Source organism: Algoriphagus aurantiacus, from assembly GCF_035156405.1.
Classification (GTDB): domain Bacteria; phylum Bacteroidota; class Bacteroidia; order Cytophagales; family Cyclobacteriaceae; genus Algoriphagus; species Algoriphagus aurantiacus.
The window spans coordinates 57,099-76,937 of the sequence record NZ_JAXRUT010000012.1 but is presented as its reverse complement, the minus strand read 5'-3'; the positions used below and the strand labels follow the sequence as shown (position 1 = coordinate 76,937).

Sequence of the window (19,839 nt, the reverse complement as noted above, 5' to 3'; positions counted from 1 at the left end):
GTTTAGGTAAGGCATAAAAGCCAACACAAATTTCTTTTAATTATTTCTAACAACTAATTCCACACTATGAGAAAATTGTTACTAATAGCATTTGCTCTGGTTATGATGTTGAGCCTCTCGGCTAATGCTCAAGACCAGATGAGAATGCTCACAGGCGTCGTCACCGCATCGACGGACGGCTTGCCTATGCCAGGAGTGACTATCCTGGACAAAAGTAATCAGACAGGGACCACCACCAACATAGACGGTGAGTATTCGATCTCTGTAAGTCCCAGTTCTGTTTTGGTTTTTTCGTTTATCGGATTTGCTTCGCAAGAATTTCCGGTAGGTAATTTGACTGAACTGAACGTTGTACTGGATGAAGATGCCAGTGAATTGTCTGAAGTGGTAGTGACCGCTTTAGGCATTAGCAAGGAAAAGGAGACCTTAGGTTATTCAGTAACTGAAGTAGGGAGTGAATCCTTAACTACAGCTCGTGAAACCAATGTGGCTAACTCCCTAGCCGGCCGAGTTGCAGGCTTGGTGGTAAAGGGAACTAACAGTGGTCCAGGTGGAACTTCTAAGATCACATTAAGAGGATTGCCAAGTATCAGCGGTACTGGGTCTCCATTATATGTGATCAACGGTATTCCTATGGATAACACCCAAAGAGGCTCTGCTGGACAGTGGGGTGGCGCAGATAGTGGTGACGGTATTGGTAACTTGAGTCCAGATGATATCGAGACAATGACAGTCTTGAAAGGTCAGGCTGCTTCTGCACTTTACGGTTCCAGAGCTTCAAACGGTGTCATTTTGATCACTACCAAAAAAGGAGCTAAAGGTGGCGATTGGTCTTTGAACTATACTATGAACTATATGGCTGAAAATCCAGTGGATTTTACTGATTTTCAGCAGGAATATGGTCAAGGTACTGGAGGTCAGAAACCGACTACAGCTACTGATGCTCAGACCACAGGACGTTTGGCTTGGGGATCAAGAATGGATGGTAGCCAGGTCATTGGTTTTGACGGAAACCAGTATCCATATTCTCCTTCTAATGATCGCTACATCGATTTTTACAGAACCGGAACAAACTTTACAAACACTGTATCGATCTCTAAAGGATTGGGAACCGACGGATCTTTCAGAATGTCTGTGTCTAATCTAGATGCTAAATCTATTGTACCTAATAGTGGTGTGGATCGTTTAACAATCAATTTGAATGTAGAGCAAAACATTACTGATAAATTGAATGTAACCGCAATGATCAATTACATTGATCAACAATCTACAAATGTGCCTAACCTAAGTGATGGACCTAAGAATCCAAACAACTTTTTACTTCTGGCACCAAATATTAGCCAAGGTATTTTCGCACCTGGTTATAATTTAGATAATGGTGCTGAAACAGTGTTTAGTGATGATATCTATGTAACAAACCCTTATTTTATTGTCAATCAAGGGATTAATGATGTAGGGAGAAAACGAACAATCTCTGCTATTTCTACAAAATATAGTTTTACTAAGGATATTTTTGCAATGATAAGGCTGGGGAATGATGCTTCCAACGATGATTTTTTTAGTATAGATCCTTCCGGACTTGCCTATTCTGCAAACTTGCAAGGGGGGTTAAATGCAAGAGGGCAATCCACTATATCTGAAACAAACATAGACGGTATTGTAGGTGGTAAATTTGATTTGACAAGTAAGCTAAATCTAGATGTACTTGCAGGCGCAAATATGAGAAATAACAAGTTTGAATCAGTAGGTGTAGGCGGAAGCCGTTTCGTACTTCCTTACTTGTATTCTCCTTTCAACGTAGAGGCATTCTCTAGATCATATGGTTATAACGAGCGAGAAGTTCAATCTGCATATTACTCTGTTGGAATTGGCTACAACAATATCTTGACGTTGACTACCACTGGTAGATATGATGTCTATAGTACATTGCCAACTGACAACAATAGCATTTTCTCACCTTCAGTAGCAGCAGCATTTGTGTTCGATCAATTAATTGATATGCCTGCTCTGGATTTTGGTAAATTGAGAGCATCTTATGCAGTAACTAGCGGTGAGCCATTTGATGCGTATCAAAGTACTTTCTATTACAATTCTGCAAATTCATACAATGGTGTACCGGCAGGATCGTCTCCAACATCTCTTCCTAATTTGAATCTTAAGCCCTTTACTACTAGTGAAGTCGAATTCGGTGTTGATCTTAGTTTCTTCAACAATAGATTAGGTTTTGATATAGCTTATTATCAGAAGGAAACGCACAATGAGATCATGAATGCCAATTTGAGCATCACCTCTGGCTTCAATAGCTCAGTGGTAGCGACTGGATCAACTAGTAACAAGGGATTAGAGGTGTTGGTGACAGGTACGCCAGTTCAAACCACAAACTTCATGTGGAAGTCATCATTCAACTTGTCAAATGTCAAGAATGAAATACTAAGTACAGATCCGAATAACAATCCTATCAACTTGGGACAAAATAGAGGTACTCTAGGAAATGCAATAACCGCCTATGTGGTAGGTGAATCAGGCCCTCAGATCAGAGCATATGATTATGCATATAATACTGATGGAAGTATCATGGTGGATGAGGCAGGACTTCCTGTTCGTGGAGAATTGATCAATATGGGTACAGTATTGCCAACATTATATGGTGGATGGAATAACGAATTGAACTACAAAGGTATTTCGTTCTCATTCTTGATAGACTACAACTTTGGTAACAAAGTGCTTTCTGCTACTGAGTTTTACTCAATTTTCAGAGGCCTAAACCAAGTTACCCTAGAAGGTAGAGAATCAGGTGTATCTAATGGTGGAGTAACTGCACCTGCAGAAGAGTATTATAGAACTTTGGCGCAAAATGTGACAAGTACCAGTGTTGTGGATGGCGATTTCATTAAGTTGAGACAGTTGACATTGGGCTATACCTTTCCTGCAAAATGGTTTGGAAATACTCCTATCTTGAAAGGTTTAAGTGCATCTCTAGTGGGAAGAAACCTAGGATTCTTGATGCGTAAAGCTAAAAATATAGACCCTGAAGCTAATTTTGGTTCAAATATTAGCTACACTGGAATTGAAGGTGGAAACCTTCCAAGCACTAGATCTTTTGGGTTTAACCTTAATTTCAAATTGAATTAATATGAAAAAATATATAAGCATATTTCTTACGGGTTTTTTATTAGCCGTATCTAGCTGTGACGGTGATTTCGCGGAAATCAATACAGATCCAAACCGTGCAGATGGAAATGTCTTTGATCCTAACTTGATCTTACCGACAGTGTCGTATAACTATGGTAATATGATGACCGGTTATACTGGAGCAATTCTTTTCCAAAGTATGTGGGTACAGGTAATGGCTTCTACTTCTACAGGAGGAGCAAATTACTATTCAAATGCAGATAAGTATGTAGCTTCTGGAAGTACCAATAGTTATATCCAAAGTGTTTGGAATGATGGATACTCTGCAGCTTCAAGAGTATATCAGATGCAGGCTCTTGCTGAAAAGAAGGGATTTTCCAATTTGGTCGCTGTAGGTGAAATATGGAAGGTGTTGACTCTTTCTTTTGTTTCTGATGTGTATGGCGATCTTCCATATTCTGAAGCATTACAGGCTGAGTCTGGAATTACTCAGCCTAAGTATGATTCGCAATCTGAAGCATATATGGCAATGCTATCGGGTCTTGAAGGAGCACTTTCTGCTATTAATGAGTCAGGTGATCAAATCAAAAACGATGTACTTTATTCAGGCGATTTAGTTAAATGGAAAAAATTAGGCTATTCTATCATGTTGCGTATGGCAATGCGATTAGTTGAGGTCGATCCATCTACTGCTCAGTCTTATGTGCAGAAAGCTATTGCTGGCGGAGTTTTTACATCTACAGATGACGAAGCAGTATTGGTGTCAGATCAAAATAATGGATATGCTAATTCTAGCGCAAACGCATTGAATGTAGTTGATGATGTATACGAGGTACGTTGGTCACAGAAAATGATTGATTTCCTTAAATCTAATAATGATCCTCGTTTGCCTATCATTTCTGAAGTTCCAGAGCCGGGACTTGCAGCTAATAGAAATGGCGGAGCAGAAGGAAATAACGATCCTAGTGCTCAGATTGGAATGCCAAATGGTTATGATCTAAGAGGTGGTGCTACAGATATCACCAACGCTCCAAATTATCCTGGACCTACAGGTTCTGGTGATGATGTCGCTCCTATTGGTAAGTATTCTAGACCTACAGCCATCTATAGAGATAGAGATGCACCGGTATTCATTTTGACTTACGCTGAGATCCAGTTTTTACTAGCTGATGCAGCTACGAGAGGCTTCTCTGTCCCAGGTACTGCGTCTTCTTATTATGCATCTGGATTGGAAGGAGCTATGACCACCATTGGTAAATTCGGTGGAGGATCAGTTTCTGCATCAGAGGCTTCAGATTTTGCAGCTGCAAATCCATTGGATACTAGCAGCACATCTGCATCCCTGGAAATGATCAATACTCAGATCTGGGCTACCACAGGTATCTTAGCCAACTTTGTGGAGTCGTGGAATAACTGGAAAAGATCGGGTTATCCTGAATTGAACGCAGTAAATTATACTGGTAATTTCTCATCAGGTCAAATCCCAAGAAGACAACTTTACCCTGCTTCAGAAAGCACTACCAATCCTCAAGGACTGGCTAATGCAATCTCTAATATGGGAGGTGATACTTGGATTAATAACGTATGGTGGGATGTAGATAATTAATTCCTTTCATTCAACTAAATTATAACTAGAGTCTTTAGATAGAGGTTTTGATTAAGTTCAAAGCCTCTATCCTTTTTTAAAACGTATTTGGATTAATGAAACACGTTGTTCTATTTTAGTTTCTATTGTTTTATCTTTTATCAAAATGCCATGACTTAGGCTCTGTTGCTGATGGAAATAGTACTGGTGTTTTAAGCTTGATGCTTGAGATTGATTTATATCTATCTTAGTTCATTATGAATTAAATTTATCAAGTCAATAATCTGAAATTACCAGATCAATAGTAAAGCCATTAAACAATTTTGAAATGATGAAATCGAGCATGACTCAAACGTCACACACTGGGATGATTATATTGTATGCGAGATTCCATATGGCCTTTAAAGGACAAATTATAATCATATGAAAGGTATCAAATGGGATTTTGAGAATTGCTTCCCAAATTTAGAGGAAGAGATAAAGGATAGCTCTAACCTATTGTACTTATTCAAGAGCTGTAGCTTATGAAATTGATTGGTGTAGATATCGGAGGTTCACATATCTCTGCGGCAAAAGTAATCTTAGGAGATCGAGTGGCTTCTTTTGATTGCTTTCAGGAAGCTGATGTAGATACTTTCGGATCCAAGGAAGCTATCATTTCAGCTTGGACCGAGGTTGTAAGAAAAGCCGCGGGAGAATCTATAAACTATCAAGTAGGAATTGCCATGCCGGGACCCTACGATTACGATAATGGAATATCTCTGATTAAGGAACAAGGTAAAATGGCTTCGCTATATCAGCTTTCTGTGAAAAATTTATTAGCAGAAAGTTTGGGTATCCCAGCATCCCAAATAGCTTTTACTAATGATGCTGAGGCATTTTTATCTGGTGAAAGTTATGCTGGAGCAGGTAGAGATTTTCAAAACTCTATTGGGATCACCTTAGGGACAGGACTCGGTTCTGCTATTAAAATCCATGATGTGGTGAAAGATGCCAAGCTTTGGACAGCACCATTTCGAGACGGAATTGCTGAGGATTATTTGGGAACTGCTTGGTTCAAAAAGTATGCTTTTGAAAAATTTGGATTGGAGATTTCAGGAGTGAAGGATCTTCTTTCGCCTGATTTTGATTTGGATGCCACCAAAAATATTTTTGAAACGTTTGGTAGAGCATTGGGAGAGTTTTTATTTCCGTATTTGATCCGTTTACATTCGGAAGGAGTAGTGCTGGGAGGTAAGATAAGTCTGGCGTCAGAAAACTACCTTCCTTCAACACAGAGTTATTTGGAAACAATGGGCTATCCGGTTTCTTTTACTATTTCGGAATTGGGAGAAAGGGCAGCATTAATCGGAGCTTGTTTGCCTTTTTTAGAAAAGTGATGTATGAAGTCAATTGAATTAAAAACGTTCGTTGTTGTTTTCCTATGTGTTTTGTCATCATCCATTTATGCACAGGAAAAGTACGATTTGATTATAGTAGGAGGTGGAGCAAGCGGGACAGCAGCAGGAATTGCAGCCGGTAGATTAGGCACCAATACTTTAATTATTGAGCCTACTACTTGGCTAGGCGGAATGCTCACATCAGCTGGAGTTTCAGCCATAGATGGAAACCACAAGCTTCCATCAGGCATTTGGGGTGAATTCAAATCGAAATTGGAAGAATACTATGGAGGACCTGAAAAACTAGCAACTGGCTGGGTGAGTAACACCCTTTTCGAACCCAAAGTAGGAAACCAAATTCTTCAGGAAGTGACAAAGTCAGTTGATGATTTGACAGTTTCCTTTAATAGTAATTGGAAATCTGCAAGTTATTCTGAACTAGGCTGGACGGTTTCTTATTATAAGAATGGGCAACTTTATGAAGTGATAGCCCCTATGTTAATTGATGCGACCGAACTTGGAGATGTAGCTGCATCTCAGGGCTTGCCCTATAGATTAGGTATGGATGCCAGAGATGAAATTGGGGAAACCTTTGCGCCAGTGAATAGTAATACTATCATCCAGGATCTGACATATGTGGTGACACTTCAGGATTACGGGAAAGGTGCGGATAAAACTATTCGGAAGCCTTCCAATTATGATCCTGAAGAGTTTGCATGTGCCTGTTCCCATGCTGATCCTATATCGAATAATGCTCCAACATTGGATTGTGATAAGATGCTTAACTATGGCAAGCTCCCGAATGGTAAATACATGATCAATTGGCCGAATTGCGGAAATGACTACTATATCAACATGGTTGAGATGAATCCTGAGGATCGTAGGGCAGCTTTAAAAGCAGCAAAAGAAGCAAGCCTAAGGTTTATTTATTACATCCAACATGATCTTGGCTATCAGCATTTGGGAATTGCAGAGGATGAATATCCGACGGGAGATAATTTACCGATGATTCCCTACCATCGCGAGTCCAGAAGGTATTATGGATTGGTTGATTTTACATTGCCCTATGTACGAACTCCTTATGAAGCGCCTAGTCCACTTTATCGCACTGGCGTTGTGGTTGGAGATTATACAATAGATCATCACCACAAAAAGAACCTTGAAGCTCCTGCGATTGATTTTATTAAGATTAGAGTGCCTTCCTATACTGTGCCTTTAGGAGCATTGATACCAAAAGATCATCCAGCTTTGATTCTTGCAGAAAAGAGTATTTCGGTATCGAATATTGTGAATGGTGCCACAAGACTTCAACCTGTGGTATTGGGTATTGGTCATGCTGCCGGGATTTTAGCATCAGTAGCGGTCAGAGAAAAGAAGGAATTGGAAGACGTTTCCATCCGCGAAGTGCAACAGTTGCTGTTGGATCAGAATGCTTATATCATGCCTTTTTTGGATATGAGGCCTGAGGACGAACATTTTCAAGCAATGCAGAAAATCGGAGCTACAGGGGTGTTGAAAGGAGAAGGAGTGCCTTATCTCTGGGCAAATCAAACTTGGTTTTATCCGGATCGAAGGGTAACCGAATATGAATTAGTCGATGGATTGAGACCATTATATCCAAGCTTAACAGATTTTTGGGGAGCTTCTGGAGCGTATTTGACGGGGAGAAGCTTTCAAAATCTAGTAGAAATTATTCAGCCGAATACTGCTTTATTGGTCATAGCCCAAGCGTGGGAACGGAGAGGATTAGCCGGTGAATTTACCAGTGAAATCAAACTCAATAGACAGCAAGTTTCAGTTTTGCTGGATGAGTTATTGGATCCTTTTTCTATTGAAGTGGATTGGCAAGGAAGGGTATTAACTGAAAGCAAGTGAGTTTATTCCACTCTTCCTGCCTTTCTTAATCCAGTTCCTTCAGATTTTGTCAAGGCATCACCCATATCCGCTCTTGCCTCATCAGCAAACTGAATCAATTTTGCCAAGATTTCAGAGTTACTTCCTGATACATCAGTCGTCTCATTGGGGTCACTACTAAGATCATAAAGTGCTGCTTTTTCCAACTTCAGCATGTGGTATTTTACTGGAATCCCATCGTTCCTCATAGTTGTTCCTTCCGGGATACTTCTATAGTCATGAGGCAAAATAAGTTTCCATTTGCCAAAAATTACTGCTTGCAACTCATTTCTGTTGTAGTATGCGAAATAGGGCTTTGGTTCCAAGTCTTTCCCTTCCAGCATAGATAAGATACTTCTACCATCGATTGGTAACTCAGGGAGTTGAGAACCCGTGATCTCAGCTAAAGTTGGAAGAATGTCAATTGTCATAGCAGCTTGTTCCTCTACCTTCTCCGCAGGAAAATGATCAGGCCAAACAAAGATCCCTGGTTCACGGATGCCGCCATCCCAAGAAGTTCCTTTTCCTTCTCTTAACCCTCCAGTTTTGCCAGAGTGCCCTCCGTAAGAAAGCCAGGGTCCATTGTCTGAAGTGAAAATTATAATCGTGTTTTCGGCAAGGCCTAATTCCTCTATTTTCTTTCTTACTTGACCCACAGACCAGTCCACTTCCATCATCACATCACCGTAAAGACCCTGTTTAGATTTGCCTTTGAATTTATCAGAAACATAAAGTGGTACATGGGTCATACTATGTGCCAAGTACAAAAAGAAGGGTTTATCTTTACTTTCCTCTATAAACTTGATAGCCTCTTCTGTGTAATTAGTAGTAAGCATACTTTGATCGTCAAGTGTGTCGATCACGACAGCATTTCTATATAAAGGAAGCGGGGGATAATAATCCTTAGCTTCAGGGTGATGCGGCCACATGTCGTTGGAGTATGGAAGCCCATAATAGGAATCAAATCCTTGCTCGGTAGGGAGAAAAGGAGCGCGATGCCCCAAATGCCATTTTCCTACCATTCCAGTGGCATAGCCATTTGCATTTAGCATCTCTGCGATGGTCGTTTCCTCAGGATTCAAACCATGCTGTGCAGTATGGTCCAAAGCTCCAAAAATCTCTAATCTATTAGCGTATGTTCCTGTTAAAAGTGCTGCCCTAGATGCAGAACAAACTGCATGGGGCACATAGAATTGGGTAAACCGAACACCATCAGCTGCAAGTTGGTCGAGATTTGGAGTTTTCCATTCTGTGGCTCCGTACACTCCTAAATCGCCATAACCCATATCATCAGCAAAAATTAAGACGATATTGGGTTTGGAAGGAGCAGAAGTTATCTCCTTTTCTTCAGTTTTTGTTTCACAAGAAGTACAATATACCAGCGTAATGAGAAATGAAAAAAGGGAAATCGAGTGAATAAAACGCATAGACTGGGAATTTAATGTTTAATTTCTTCCAACTTTAGACCAGACCATTTCTCCGATTTTTTCTCCTTGTTTAATCCCTTCTTCGATTGCATCCCGAAAGTGGATCCCTCCGTAAAGCCGAGAAATAGCAGCCTCTTCGGAAGCTAGTAAAAAGGATTTGAAAGGCCTTTCCGGAAGACCAAAGTAGGTTTCCGAGCTATCAATAAAATCAAAATTGTCCCCAAAATAACCTGTCAAAACAACGGCAGAAGCTCTGCTGATCACGGAGTGGCCTGAGGTGTATTCGGGAAATGGCGGCGTTTGCAAAAGAGGTTTCCAACGTTGGTCTATCTTCTGATTGATAACAGTCTCAGGCCTTATTCTATCAGTTTCGTATTTTGTTTTCCAGCAAGAGATAAAAGCATCGTGAAGTGTCAGGCCCACAAGTGCGTGGACGTAGGCTGTTTCAGCAAATGAAAGTCCTGCTTTTTGCGCAGCAATACCGGTGATTCCGATCCAATGTCCTCCCGGAGAAATTTTCTTCACTCCAATAGCCATGTGTCCTGAAAACTCAACTTTGAATGGATTGCAATCCCAGAAATTAGCGATCAACTTTCTTTCCTCATCTAATTCATTCGTAGTGTTATAGACTTCCATCAATTGCTTATGAAATGAACTGCCTTTGCTCATGTCAAAAGCAGCCATCGGAGCGGGTTCATACTCTTCCAGATTCTGTATAAAAAAGGGTTTGATGGTTTTCCATTCAGGTTCTACAGCGGCGATGTAAGCAGGGGGCGTTGGATACCAAAATCCTTCTCCCGATTGAGGAGTATAGCGGGTCAAAGTTGAAAGTTGAAGGTACCCATCTTTTTTAGCGACTTCCATCACTCTGGCAGCCACAGACAGTGCAAATGTCACATGTGCCTGAAGTTCTTTTTTAGAAATTATTTTTGCCTTTAAAGCAATTTCTGTCCACTCAGATTGTTTTTCTTTCAAAAGATAGCCAGAAGGCATGATAGCTTCGCCGACTTTCAGCATGGCATATATTGCCGCAAATTCAGGAGAGCTGATCGCTGGATCTGAGATTTCCCAATCTTGGTCTTCTAAATACGCATGTTCTAAGAGGTCTTGGTTTTCAAAACCATCTATAAATCCTTTTGCGATCACGTATGCAGCAAGATTGGAATAGGCATAAATCCGTGCAGCAACGGGGGGGCTTGCCACATCAGTCACCATCACTTCTGTAATATGAAAGAGTTCTTGCGAATAGAGTTTGGGCCAGTTGACATCCTTGGGCTTAGCAAATGAAGTACTCATTGCCAAGCCGAGTAGTATTAGTGAAGCAAAAGATGATTTTAGGAGTTTTCTCATCTGATTGTATAGCTTTCTAGAGGTTGCTGATTGATTCCAAAGAGAAGTTGGATTCCTGTATTTGTTTTAATAGGCAAAATAGATTTTATATCTCCTTTGATAGTTAGACCAGATTCGGCTGGACTAAGTGGAGTGAAATTTCCTTCACCATCACCAATCAGTACCAGACCTAGTCCAGCATCCATCAATCCGATCCGTATTCGAGTATAGGATTGGTTACCTCCTAGAATCAAATCCAAATTTCCATCCTGATTTAGATCGATTGGTAAAATACTAAAGATAGGAAATGATTGAGCTAGTCTTGGAAGAGATTTGACTTGGAATCCGCTTCCCGTGTTTTCTAAAACTACTGATTCTAATGTGTTTGCCTCCAAAATCTGAGCATCTGCCAATTCCTGAACGGTAAAAAGATCAGCCATAGTAGCTTTCGAATAGGAGGCATAATCTGTGAATCTACTTCTCATACTTGCCATTTGATCTAGCAATTCATCACGACTAGGATAAGGATACATTTTGTCTCCTACAAAGCATTCTAGGATTGGATCGATTGATCCATTTTGGTCAAAATCAGCTGCGAAGAGCCGAAGTTTTTTATTCTCATTTGCTACGAATTGAGAGTTGAGGCCAAAGTTTCCGGCGATCAAATCCATGTCCCCATCCCCATCCAAGTCTGCTTTGATTAATGTGTTCCACCAGCCCGAAAGCAATGAACTGAAATAACTGGATGTTTTATCTTCTAAGCCAGCACCTGTATTGATCAAGACAGTGATCGGCATATATTCTCCTGCGAGAATCAAATCCATCTTTCCGTCTGAATTCAAATCCATCAACTCGGATGAAGTGATTAATCCGATTTTTCCTGCATTTGGTAGATATTCTTTAGTCTGATCCGTGAAATTCCCCTTGCCATCATTGATTAGCAATTTGCTTTCGGGGATGATAGGGTATCGCCCTGGTATCAATCTAGCTCCTACAAATAAATCTAAGTTTCCATCTCCGTTTACATCGAAAGCTTGGGCTGTACCTGTGCTAAATTTGTATTCAGGAAATGAGGTTTGTAGTGTGAGTTTACCAGTACCATCATTCAAATAAAGCCTATCCTGAAGGGATTCATCTGAACCCAAGTAATCATGATATCCGCCGCTACCCACAAATAAATCCTGAGCACCATCTCCATTGAAATCCTCGAAAATAGCTACTGCATCGGAAAATTCATTAGACGATTTAAATCCAGAGTAGTTCTCCCAACTTCCGTTTTTGAAGGAAACTACTTTACCAGCTTGACCTTTTGATCCTCCAATAAATACCTCTGGATTTCCGTCACCATTGAGGTCACCCTGTGATAAAACTGGGCTGATATAGCTTGGCATAGTGAGCATCAAGGGCTGACGCTTAAAGTCATTAAATTGATTTATTCCAGGATTGTATTCGGGAGCGAAATCATTTTTATTCAACAAAGGAGCTGGCCTTGAGGAGGCCTGAAAACTTCCAGAACTTTCTTTTTGAATAGTGAGGTGCTGATTGGCAGGGATGTTTTCGAGGAATTGTAAGGAGCCGTCTGGCCAGATAACTTGAATTGAAGGGACTGTGGTAATATCTCCTAATCCAAATTGAAGTCTAGGACTAACCGAGGATTGGAAACCTCTGACAGGCTGTACTTCTAAGATTTGATTTTCCCAGCCAGTAAATACTTCAACTTTTGTCCCCAGCGCATGTGTATTTGCAGAATTGTCTTTTAGTGAAATTTGCAACCAATTCTTACTCGGGCTGACATTTTGATAGATTGAAGCTTGCTCATTCAGGTTATTGACCACCAAGTCGAGATCTCCATCATTATCCAAATCAGCGTATGCCGCGCCACTTGAAAACCCCTTTTCACCAAAGCCCCAATCCTTCGATCTGTCTACAAAGTTTAGGTTTCCTGTGTTTTCGAACATATAATTATGAATCGGGGTGGAGGTCATGCTAGTCACCAGATGAAGGGTGTCTGCCTTCTCATTTGCTATCGCTTGCTTGAAATAGTAGTCCCCTTTGTACTTTAAGAAGTCTCGATTGGTATAGTCCCGATAATAGCCATTGGTGATAAACAGATCCTTTTTACCATTATTTGTTGCATCAAAAAATAGGGCAGACCAACTCCAGTCGCTGTTGGAAATGTTTGCAAGTTGGCCCACTTCCGAGAACATTCCTTCACCTTGACTTAGCTGAAGCATATTTCTCATACTTTGATGGTGGAAGCCTTCCTTTATCATCAAGGCATATTGCTCGTAGTTTTCAGGGCCATAGAGTAGTTTCTGACGCTCATTGTCCTTAGGGAGCATATCCAAAGTGAATATGTCTGGCTTGCCGTCGTTATTGATGTCCGAGATATCAGCTCCCATAGAGAAGTGAGAAATATGCTGAAAATATTCCTTCAAACGATCAGTAAATGTGCCGTCGCCATTGTTGATATAGAGGTAATCAGGCTCTATGTAATCATTGGTGATTAAAATGTCTGGCCAGCCATCTTGATTTACATCTGACGAAATAATACCCAAACCAAAGCCCAAAGCCGAGCCTTTAATGCCTGCTTGCTCACTGATATCGATGAATTTCCCATTGTCATTTCTGAAAAGCTTATCACCGGCATAAGGGTGTCGGATATTTTTCACTTCACTAAATTCAAGTTCATTGATAGCCTCAATGTGGTGATTTAGTAAGTACATGTCCAGATCACCATCTCTGTCAAAATCAAAAAATAAGGCTTGTGTGCTATTTGACGGATCGGCTAGTCCATAAGCTTTTGCTTCCTCCTTGAAAGTAAAATCACTTTGATTGATCCAGAGTTCATTCTCCCTTGCTTCAGGATTTCCTTTGCCGGAATAGCATACGTAGATATCCAAAAAACCATCCCCGTTCACGTCGGCCATACTGACCCCAGTGGTCCAGATGTTCTTTCCTGCTACTCCAGCAGATTTTGTTTTATCCTCGAATTTCCAATTTCCAAGATTGCGGTAAACTTTATTGGATGACATATTTGCCGTAAAAAATATATCTTCTAAACCGTCGTTGTCCAGATCTCCTACAGCTACCCCGCCGCCATTATAAAAATACTCGTAGCGAAGGATATTATTTTCCTCGTCTTCCTTTAGCTGATTTTTAAAAGAAACACCTGACTTTTTATTGGATAATTTTTCAAAATTCGAAGTAGTAGATTGAGCTAAAAGGGTGTTTCCTGACTGAAGAAGGATGAGAGATGCTAAAGTCAGTAGTACTACTGTTTTGGATGTAATAAGGAAATGCATGAGTATTTACAACACCGAGATTTAGTCCAATCAATTGATTACATCTTCGAATAGTTTTTCGTTTACAACAGCAACTCCACCTAAAAGACCAACATCTTCGCCTAATTTGTAAAGGACGATCTTGGACTTTTCCCGTGATTTTGCCATACTATAAATATTTAAAGCCTGCTGAATTGGAGTGATTAAATATTGATTTGCTTCAGCCACTGATCCGCCGATGATTATTAACTCAGGATTTAGAACCTGGATGAGCATGGAAATTCCTCGCCCGAGGTCCAAACCAGCTTCTGATAGAATGGTAATTGCTCTCTGATCACCTGACAAGGCAGCATCTACTACTAAATTTGGCATTATGTCACCTTCGTGATTTCTCGCCATTCTCGCTAAAATGCTGTCTTTATCCAGTTTAATGGCTGCCTCAGCCATTTTAACGATAGCTGTGCCAGATGCCACAGCTTCTAAGCAGCCCTTTTTTCCGCAAATACAAGTCACATCTCTGGATTCAAAGATAGGTGAGTGACTGAATTCGCCGGCAAAACCTGATGCACCTTGGTATAATTTCCCATCAATGATAATTCCCAGCCCGATTCCCCAGCCAATAAAGAGCCCAAGAACATTCTTATGACTATGATCAGTTGCGAATTTGAATTCAGCTAAAGTCATTGCGCGTGCATCATTTTCAAGGAATATTTTTTTAGAAAATCTAGTCTCTAGGTTTTCAAGAAGAGTTTTTTCCCCAAATCTTAAATACGTATAATTCACTCCACCAATCGAATCTGTCAAGCCAGGCATAGAAAATCCCATCGCAATTACTTTGTGAGCTGGGATCCCGGTTTTGATGAGGTATGCCTCTATCAGCTGGCAGATATGTTCAAAGGTTTCCTTTTCGTTGTCTAAGCTTATTCTGTGACTCTCCTTTGGGATGACAATTGTGTGATTGCAGGAGTAAAGGGCAAGGTTCATATTGAACTTTGAAAGATCAACAGAAAGCACATAAAAGGCATCTGGCGCCAATCTGTACAAGTCTGGCTTTCTGCCTCCTTGAGATTCTGCACGTCCTTGTTTGATTACCTCTCCACTTGAAATTAAGTCACTGAGTAATGAATTAACAGTAGGTAAGGAGATTCCAACTTCAGCGCAAATCTCGCTTGCTGTATTGGCTCCTTTGGTATATAAGTTCTTAATAATCTTAATTTTGTTGAGGTAGCTTTTAATTTCTACCACTCCATCCATTTTTTCGATTATTTCCTGAGGGTTTATTAGGTTCATAGGTCTAAGTTGTGCTTGAATTACGGCAATTTTTGAATTTCAAAAAAGCACTTTATTAAAAAAATAAGTTAACACGACTTTATTTATTATGATTTCGCGGAATTCTTGAATTGGGTTATATTGTTTTTCACAAAAGATTTCAAATGTGAGATTACTTCTGGGTAATTTGTTTTTCGAATGATTTAAGTATTTTTGAACTTAGAATTTTTAAAAATAAGTATGAATTTGATAGATATTAATTCTGGACTTAGCAAGGAAGATGTTTTTCAGAAAGTTGAAGACTTTTTGACCGTAAAAGGATTTAGAATCTCTAAGGTGGATCAGACTAGACCATGGGGTGGTTTTTTTGTTTTAGATGAAAGCCAAATCCGTGAATTCAGAGATCTTTTTTTCGAGGATGTAGACCTTTCCGAAGAGCAATTGGAGCAAAAGTTAAGTCCTAAGTTTTTGCTGGTAGCACCTGGGGCACGTCTTTCCTGGCAATACCACTTCCGCAGAGCTGAGCTTTGGAAGCTTATTAATGGTGAGTCTGGAATAGTGCGTAGTAAAACAGATGAACTTGGAACTTTAGAACAAATGAAACTTGATGAAACAATATCCCTGAAACAAGGTGAACGCCACAGACTAGTAGGCTTAGATACTTGGGGGATAGTAGCTGAAATATGGATGCATGTGGACCCGGAAAATCCATCAAATGAAGAGGATATTGTGAGGTTGGAAGACGATTATTCCAGAAAATAAAAAAGCTCGGGTTTTATCCCGAGCTTAAAAAGCTTAAAATTTTTCGTCCGTAGCTCAATCACCCTTAAATAAACTATTCAGTCAAAAAAATCCTACAGGACTAGCTGAAAGAGTATTAGAATGTACGTGTAATTACATGAAATTCAAAATTTTGTGTAGTATCTCATCTTACTTGAAGATCTTTTTAAAGTAATTCTATCTTTTTTGCTATCTCTTCTGCTTCAGCAGCAAGTCTATCTGATTCCTTTCTATTGACTTGAGATGCTTTATGCACTTCTGCCAGTTTTTTAGAATAGGCTTCCTGAAGCTTTTCCTTCTCTGATTTCTTGTTAAATAATCCGAACATAGTAGGCTGTTATGGATTTAAATGATAACTGAAAATTTATTGGTTAATTAAATTAACAAGATTCGTAAGTGATTCCTCCTGAATCTCATCATCCTTATAGTTGATCAAATCCTCTAAGCGCCCAGCTGGATTATAATACCTCCAAGGTCCTTGTTTTCTTCCATCTTTCATTTGACCTTCAGATGCTTTTCTTCCATTTTCATGGTAAAAAATCCAAGTTCCATCAGCTTTTCCTGAAATGTAATTCCCCTCTGATTCCTTCTTTCCATTCACATAGTAGGTGATTCTGGTTCCGTCCCCATCTTTCAATGTGCCTTTATCTAGGTTTACGCTCCCGTCATACGATTTATATTCACTTATATTCATTAGACGTCCGTTGTCCCAAAACTCCTCCTGAGTAAGCTGTTTGTTATCATAAAAGAGCCCCCAAATTCCATTTTCAAATCCAATATTGTAGCTGCCTACAGATTTTAGTTGGCCGCCATCATAGTAGTAAACCCATTGGCCATTTTCTAGGCCCAGCGTGTATTCTCCTTCTGCTACAAGAATCCCTATTTTATTGAAATATTTCCAAAGGCCAGTTTTTAAGTCATTTCGATATTCACCGATTGAATAAATCTCACCATCAGGGAAAAAGTTTTTCCATAAGCCAGTTTTCATGCCGGTAGTGTATTGACCAGAAACAGAGACTTGTCCAGAACTGTGGTATTCTACATATTCACCGACAGGAACTCCAAGATCATACGTTTTTCGCTTGGCGATTGCCTTGTTTGGGAAATATTCCTCCCAGGTTCCTACCGCAATTCCGTTCTCATATTTTTCTATTCTCGCCAACCTTTGATTTTCGTAGTAGTATTTCCAAGTGCCAATTCTGTTGCCATTTTCATCATAAAACTCTTCTGACTCTTTAGTTTTGGTGCCTGTAAAATATCGTATCCATTCACCTACTTTTTTTCCATTCTTATAATTCCCTTCTTCTACCACAAGATTTGGATAGGTTAGCCTTTTGAAAGCACCATCCAATTCCCCAGCTTTATATAAACCCTCAGTAATCAATACTCCTTCCGGGTCATATTCCAGAAAAGGCCCTTCTCTAAGTCCATTTACATAAAACTCCCTTACTGCCACCTCGCCAATGTCATAATATTGTACCCACTGACCAGTTTTTTTACTGTTTTCATACTGACCTTCAATAGATACTTGAGTGGCATCAATGTATTCGGGTACACCAGTTCTGCCAAAATATTCTAGGTATTTACCCACTATGACAGAATCCTGAAAAATCATTTCTTTCTTCAATGCTCCATCTGCATCATATAATTTAGAAGGTCCAAAAAGTATCCCGTCTTTATATTCTGCCACTAATTTTCTTTTGCCGTCTGGATAAAAACTAGTCCAACTACCTTCTCGCTGTCCATTGTTAAAAGTTCCTTCGGTCAGTAGCGTATTTGTTTTCGGGTTATAATATTTCCATAATCCTTCACGCAATGAATTGGTAACAATGCCTGTAGCCATCAGTGTAGAATCTGAATTGTATTGCCGAACCATGGAGCTTTCTTGGGCAATCAGTGGTGTGCTTAAAAGAATTAATGCAATGAGGATATATTTCATCTGGTTATTTTTTGTTTTTTTAAGAGGTCATCCCGATAACTATCGGGAGGAATCTCGCATGGCCAATAATCATCCCTCTGTGTGACGCTTGAGTCATGTTCGATTTCATATGGTTTTTATTTCGATTGGATTCAGTATGTTTTCTGAATCTTTCAAAAGGATAATCTGAATAGTGTACGAATGAACCTGATTCCTGTTTAAAAATAAGTTAATTCCAGCTTTATCCCATTTTTTAGGAAAGTAAGAATATCAATTTTTTTAGTTCATCCAAAATCTTGGCCTTTATGTCTACGATTTCTCCAGAGATCTCTATGGGTTTATGCCATTGATAGAAAGTGGATTTATTATACAAATCGTCTGTTGGTGACTTTATTGAAGCATTTTTGAGGAGTATTTCTGGATATTCCCATGGAGTAGGGGATAGATCAAATGCCCAATTTAGTGCTCCCAGTTGTTGAAAAGGTGCTTTGGGATGATTTTTACCTACCAAGACAAAGAAGAAAAGTCCATGACCAAACCAATTTAAAACGCGAATATTAAGACCGTCATTAAGATCAAAGTCTCGGATCAAATCCAAGACTTGATATGGGTATCCCAATAGATCATTTCCCTTAGAAAGTTTTATCCCACGACTTGCTGAGTGGATTTTTATAAGTTTTTCTGAAACTACAGAATTTCCCACGTCTGCTAGAATCTCCCAAAATTTAGCTTTAAGGATATTTAGACTCGGAATTTTTTCTTTGTCAAGCCAAAGCTCAAGATCTAACTTATTGGGATTTTCGGCCATTTACCATTGAAGTAATGCAGATGCCCAAGTGAATCCAGAACCAAATGCAGCAAGGCAAATCAAATCACCTTCCTTAATTTTCCCTTGTTCCCAAGCTTCACTTAGTGCAATTGGAATTGTAGCTGCTGTTGTATTTCCCTTATCCATGATGTTATTAAAGACCTTTTCATCATCAAGTCCAAGCTGCTTTTGTATGTATTGGCTGATTCGAAGATTAGCTTGATGCGGAACGAGTAAATCTATAGCTGATTGATCCAGCTTATTTGCATCAAGTGCTTCTTTGATCACTTCCATAAATCTCACTACTGCATGTTTGAAAACAGCATTTCCGTTCATTTTCAGAAAGAAACTGCCTGATTCGATCAGCTCGGGAGAAATTCTAACCTCACGGCTACTTCCAGGATCTTTGCAATATAATTCCTCTGCATGCTCACCTTGAGAATGAAGATGGGTAGATAAAATTCCTGGCTGATCCGATTCCACCGCACCAAGAACAACAGCTCCGGCTCCATCAGCGAAGATCACAGAACTAGAACGTCCCTCATCACTTTTGTCCAAAGCGGATGATTGAATCTCGGCTCCGACCACAAGTATTTTTTTATACATGCCAGTTTTGATAAACTGATCTGCGATTGATAATGCATAGATGAAACCCGAACAGGCGTTTCGAATATCTAAAGCACCAATTGTTCCCATGCCCAATTCTCGCTGAAGCAAAACACCATTTCCAGGAATAAAATAGTCTGGAGTAATGGTAGCGAAAACAATGAAATCAATTTCTTCGGCTTTGACTCCAGCTCTATCCAGTGTAATTTCTGAGGCTTTTTTGGACATACTTGTCACCGTGTCAATTCCTGGAGTAAACCAGTGTCTAGACTCTATTCCGGTTCTTTCGACAATCCACTCATTATTGGTGTTCATCATCTCAGCGAGCTCATGGTTAGTGACGATTCGCTCTGGAACATAATGACCAACTCCTAAAATCCTGGATTTTTTCATGTCAATTTGGGTTATTATAAAATTGACTACCAATAT

Annotated in this window: 13 protein-coding genes; 5 read left to right on the top strand and 8 right to left on the bottom strand. The window is 39.8% G+C overall.

The features are described 5' to 3' along the window. Positions 1 to 66: 66 nt before the first annotated feature. The 4 genes from SYJ56_RS13205 (at position 67) to SYJ56_RS13190 (ending at position 7,971) form a co-directional block, all read left to right on the top strand. A complete protein-coding gene (locus SYJ56_RS13205; RefSeq protein WP_323834800.1) occupies positions 67 to 3,132 on the top strand; it encodes a SusC/RagA family TonB-linked outer membrane protein in 3,066 nt (1,021 codons plus the stop codon). Between the two features lies 1 nt (position 3,133). After that, complete coding sequence (locus tag SYJ56_RS13200; RefSeq protein WP_323834797.1) at positions 3,134 to 4,738, top strand: SusD/RagB family nutrient-binding outer membrane lipoprotein; 1,605 nt, start codon at positions 3,134 to 3,136, stop codon at positions 4,736 to 4,738. A gap of 503 nt (positions 4,739 to 5,241) precedes the next feature. After that, positions 5,242 to 6,096 (top strand): ROK family protein, encoded by an 855-nt coding sequence (locus tag SYJ56_RS13195; RefSeq protein WP_323834795.1) that lies wholly within the window; start codon positions 5,242 to 5,244, stop codon positions 6,094 to 6,096. A 3-nt stretch (positions 6,097 to 6,099) separates the two neighbouring features. Continuing rightward, positions 6,100 to 7,971, top strand: coding sequence for an FAD-dependent oxidoreductase (locus tag SYJ56_RS13190; RefSeq protein ID WP_323834793.1), 1,872 nt, complete (start codon positions 6,100 to 6,102; stop codon positions 7,969 to 7,971). Positions 7,972 to 7,973: 2 nt separating this feature from the next. Here SYJ56_RS13190 and SYJ56_RS13185 read toward each other — a convergent pair whose 3' ends face one another. Genes SYJ56_RS13185 through SYJ56_RS13170 form a run of 4 tightly spaced genes read right to left on the bottom strand, consistent with a single transcriptional unit; the run spans position 7,974 to position 15,319 of the window. Beyond that, a complete protein-coding gene (locus SYJ56_RS13185; protein WP_323834791.1) occupies positions 7,974 to 9,416 on the bottom strand; it encodes a sulfatase family protein in 1,443 nt (480 codons plus the stop codon). An 18-nt stretch (positions 9,417 to 9,434) separates the two neighbouring features. After that, a complete protein-coding gene (locus SYJ56_RS13180; protein ID WP_323834789.1) occupies positions 9,435 to 10,766 on the bottom strand; it encodes a vanadium-dependent haloperoxidase in 1,332 nt (443 codons plus the stop codon). Further along, positions 10,763 to 14,050 (bottom strand): VCBS repeat-containing protein, encoded by a 3,288-nt coding sequence (locus tag SYJ56_RS13175; RefSeq protein WP_323834786.1) that lies wholly within the window; start codon positions 14,048 to 14,050, stop codon positions 10,763 to 10,765. The genes SYJ56_RS13180 and SYJ56_RS13175 overlap by 4 nt, the downstream gene beginning before the upstream one ends. 30 nt (positions 14,051 to 14,080) lie before the next feature. Next, a complete protein-coding gene (locus SYJ56_RS13170; RefSeq protein WP_323834785.1) occupies positions 14,081 to 15,319 on the bottom strand; it encodes an ROK family transcriptional regulator in 1,239 nt (412 codons plus the stop codon). A gap of 219 nt (positions 15,320 to 15,538) precedes the next feature. Between SYJ56_RS13170 and SYJ56_RS13165 the strand changes: the two genes are divergently transcribed. Next, positions 15,539 to 16,060 (top strand): cupin domain-containing protein, encoded by a 522-nt coding sequence (locus SYJ56_RS13165; protein WP_323834783.1) that lies wholly within the window; start codon positions 15,539 to 15,541, stop codon positions 16,058 to 16,060. A 184-nt stretch (positions 16,061 to 16,244) separates the two neighbouring features. On the opposite strand, the gene SYJ56_RS13160 is transcribed toward SYJ56_RS13165, so the two are convergent. From SYJ56_RS13160 to SYJ56_RS13145, 4 genes are all read right to left on the bottom strand, one after another. Beyond that, positions 16,245 to 16,406, bottom strand: a complete 162-nt coding sequence (locus SYJ56_RS13160) for a Lacal_2735 family protein (RefSeq protein ID WP_323834781.1) — start codon at positions 16,404 to 16,406, stop codon at positions 16,245 to 16,247. Positions 16,407 to 16,442: 36 nt separating this feature from the next. After that, the gene (locus tag SYJ56_RS13155) at positions 16,443 to 18,017 is read right to left on the bottom strand and encodes a toxin-antitoxin system YwqK family antitoxin (protein ID WP_323834779.1); all 1,575 of its coding nucleotides are present in this window, start codon (positions 18,015 to 18,017) and stop codon (positions 16,443 to 16,445) included. A 232-nt stretch (positions 18,018 to 18,249) separates the two neighbouring features. Next, complete coding sequence (locus tag SYJ56_RS13150) at positions 18,250 to 18,804, bottom strand: hypothetical protein (protein ID WP_323834778.1); 555 nt, start codon at positions 18,802 to 18,804, stop codon at positions 18,250 to 18,252. Continuing rightward, positions 18,805 to 19,803: a 3-oxoacyl-ACP synthase III family protein gene (locus tag SYJ56_RS13145; RefSeq protein WP_323834777.1), complete on the bottom strand. Its 999-nt coding sequence runs from the start codon at positions 19,801 to 19,803 to the stop codon at positions 18,805 to 18,807. Positions 19,804 to 19,839 lie beyond the last annotated feature (36 nt).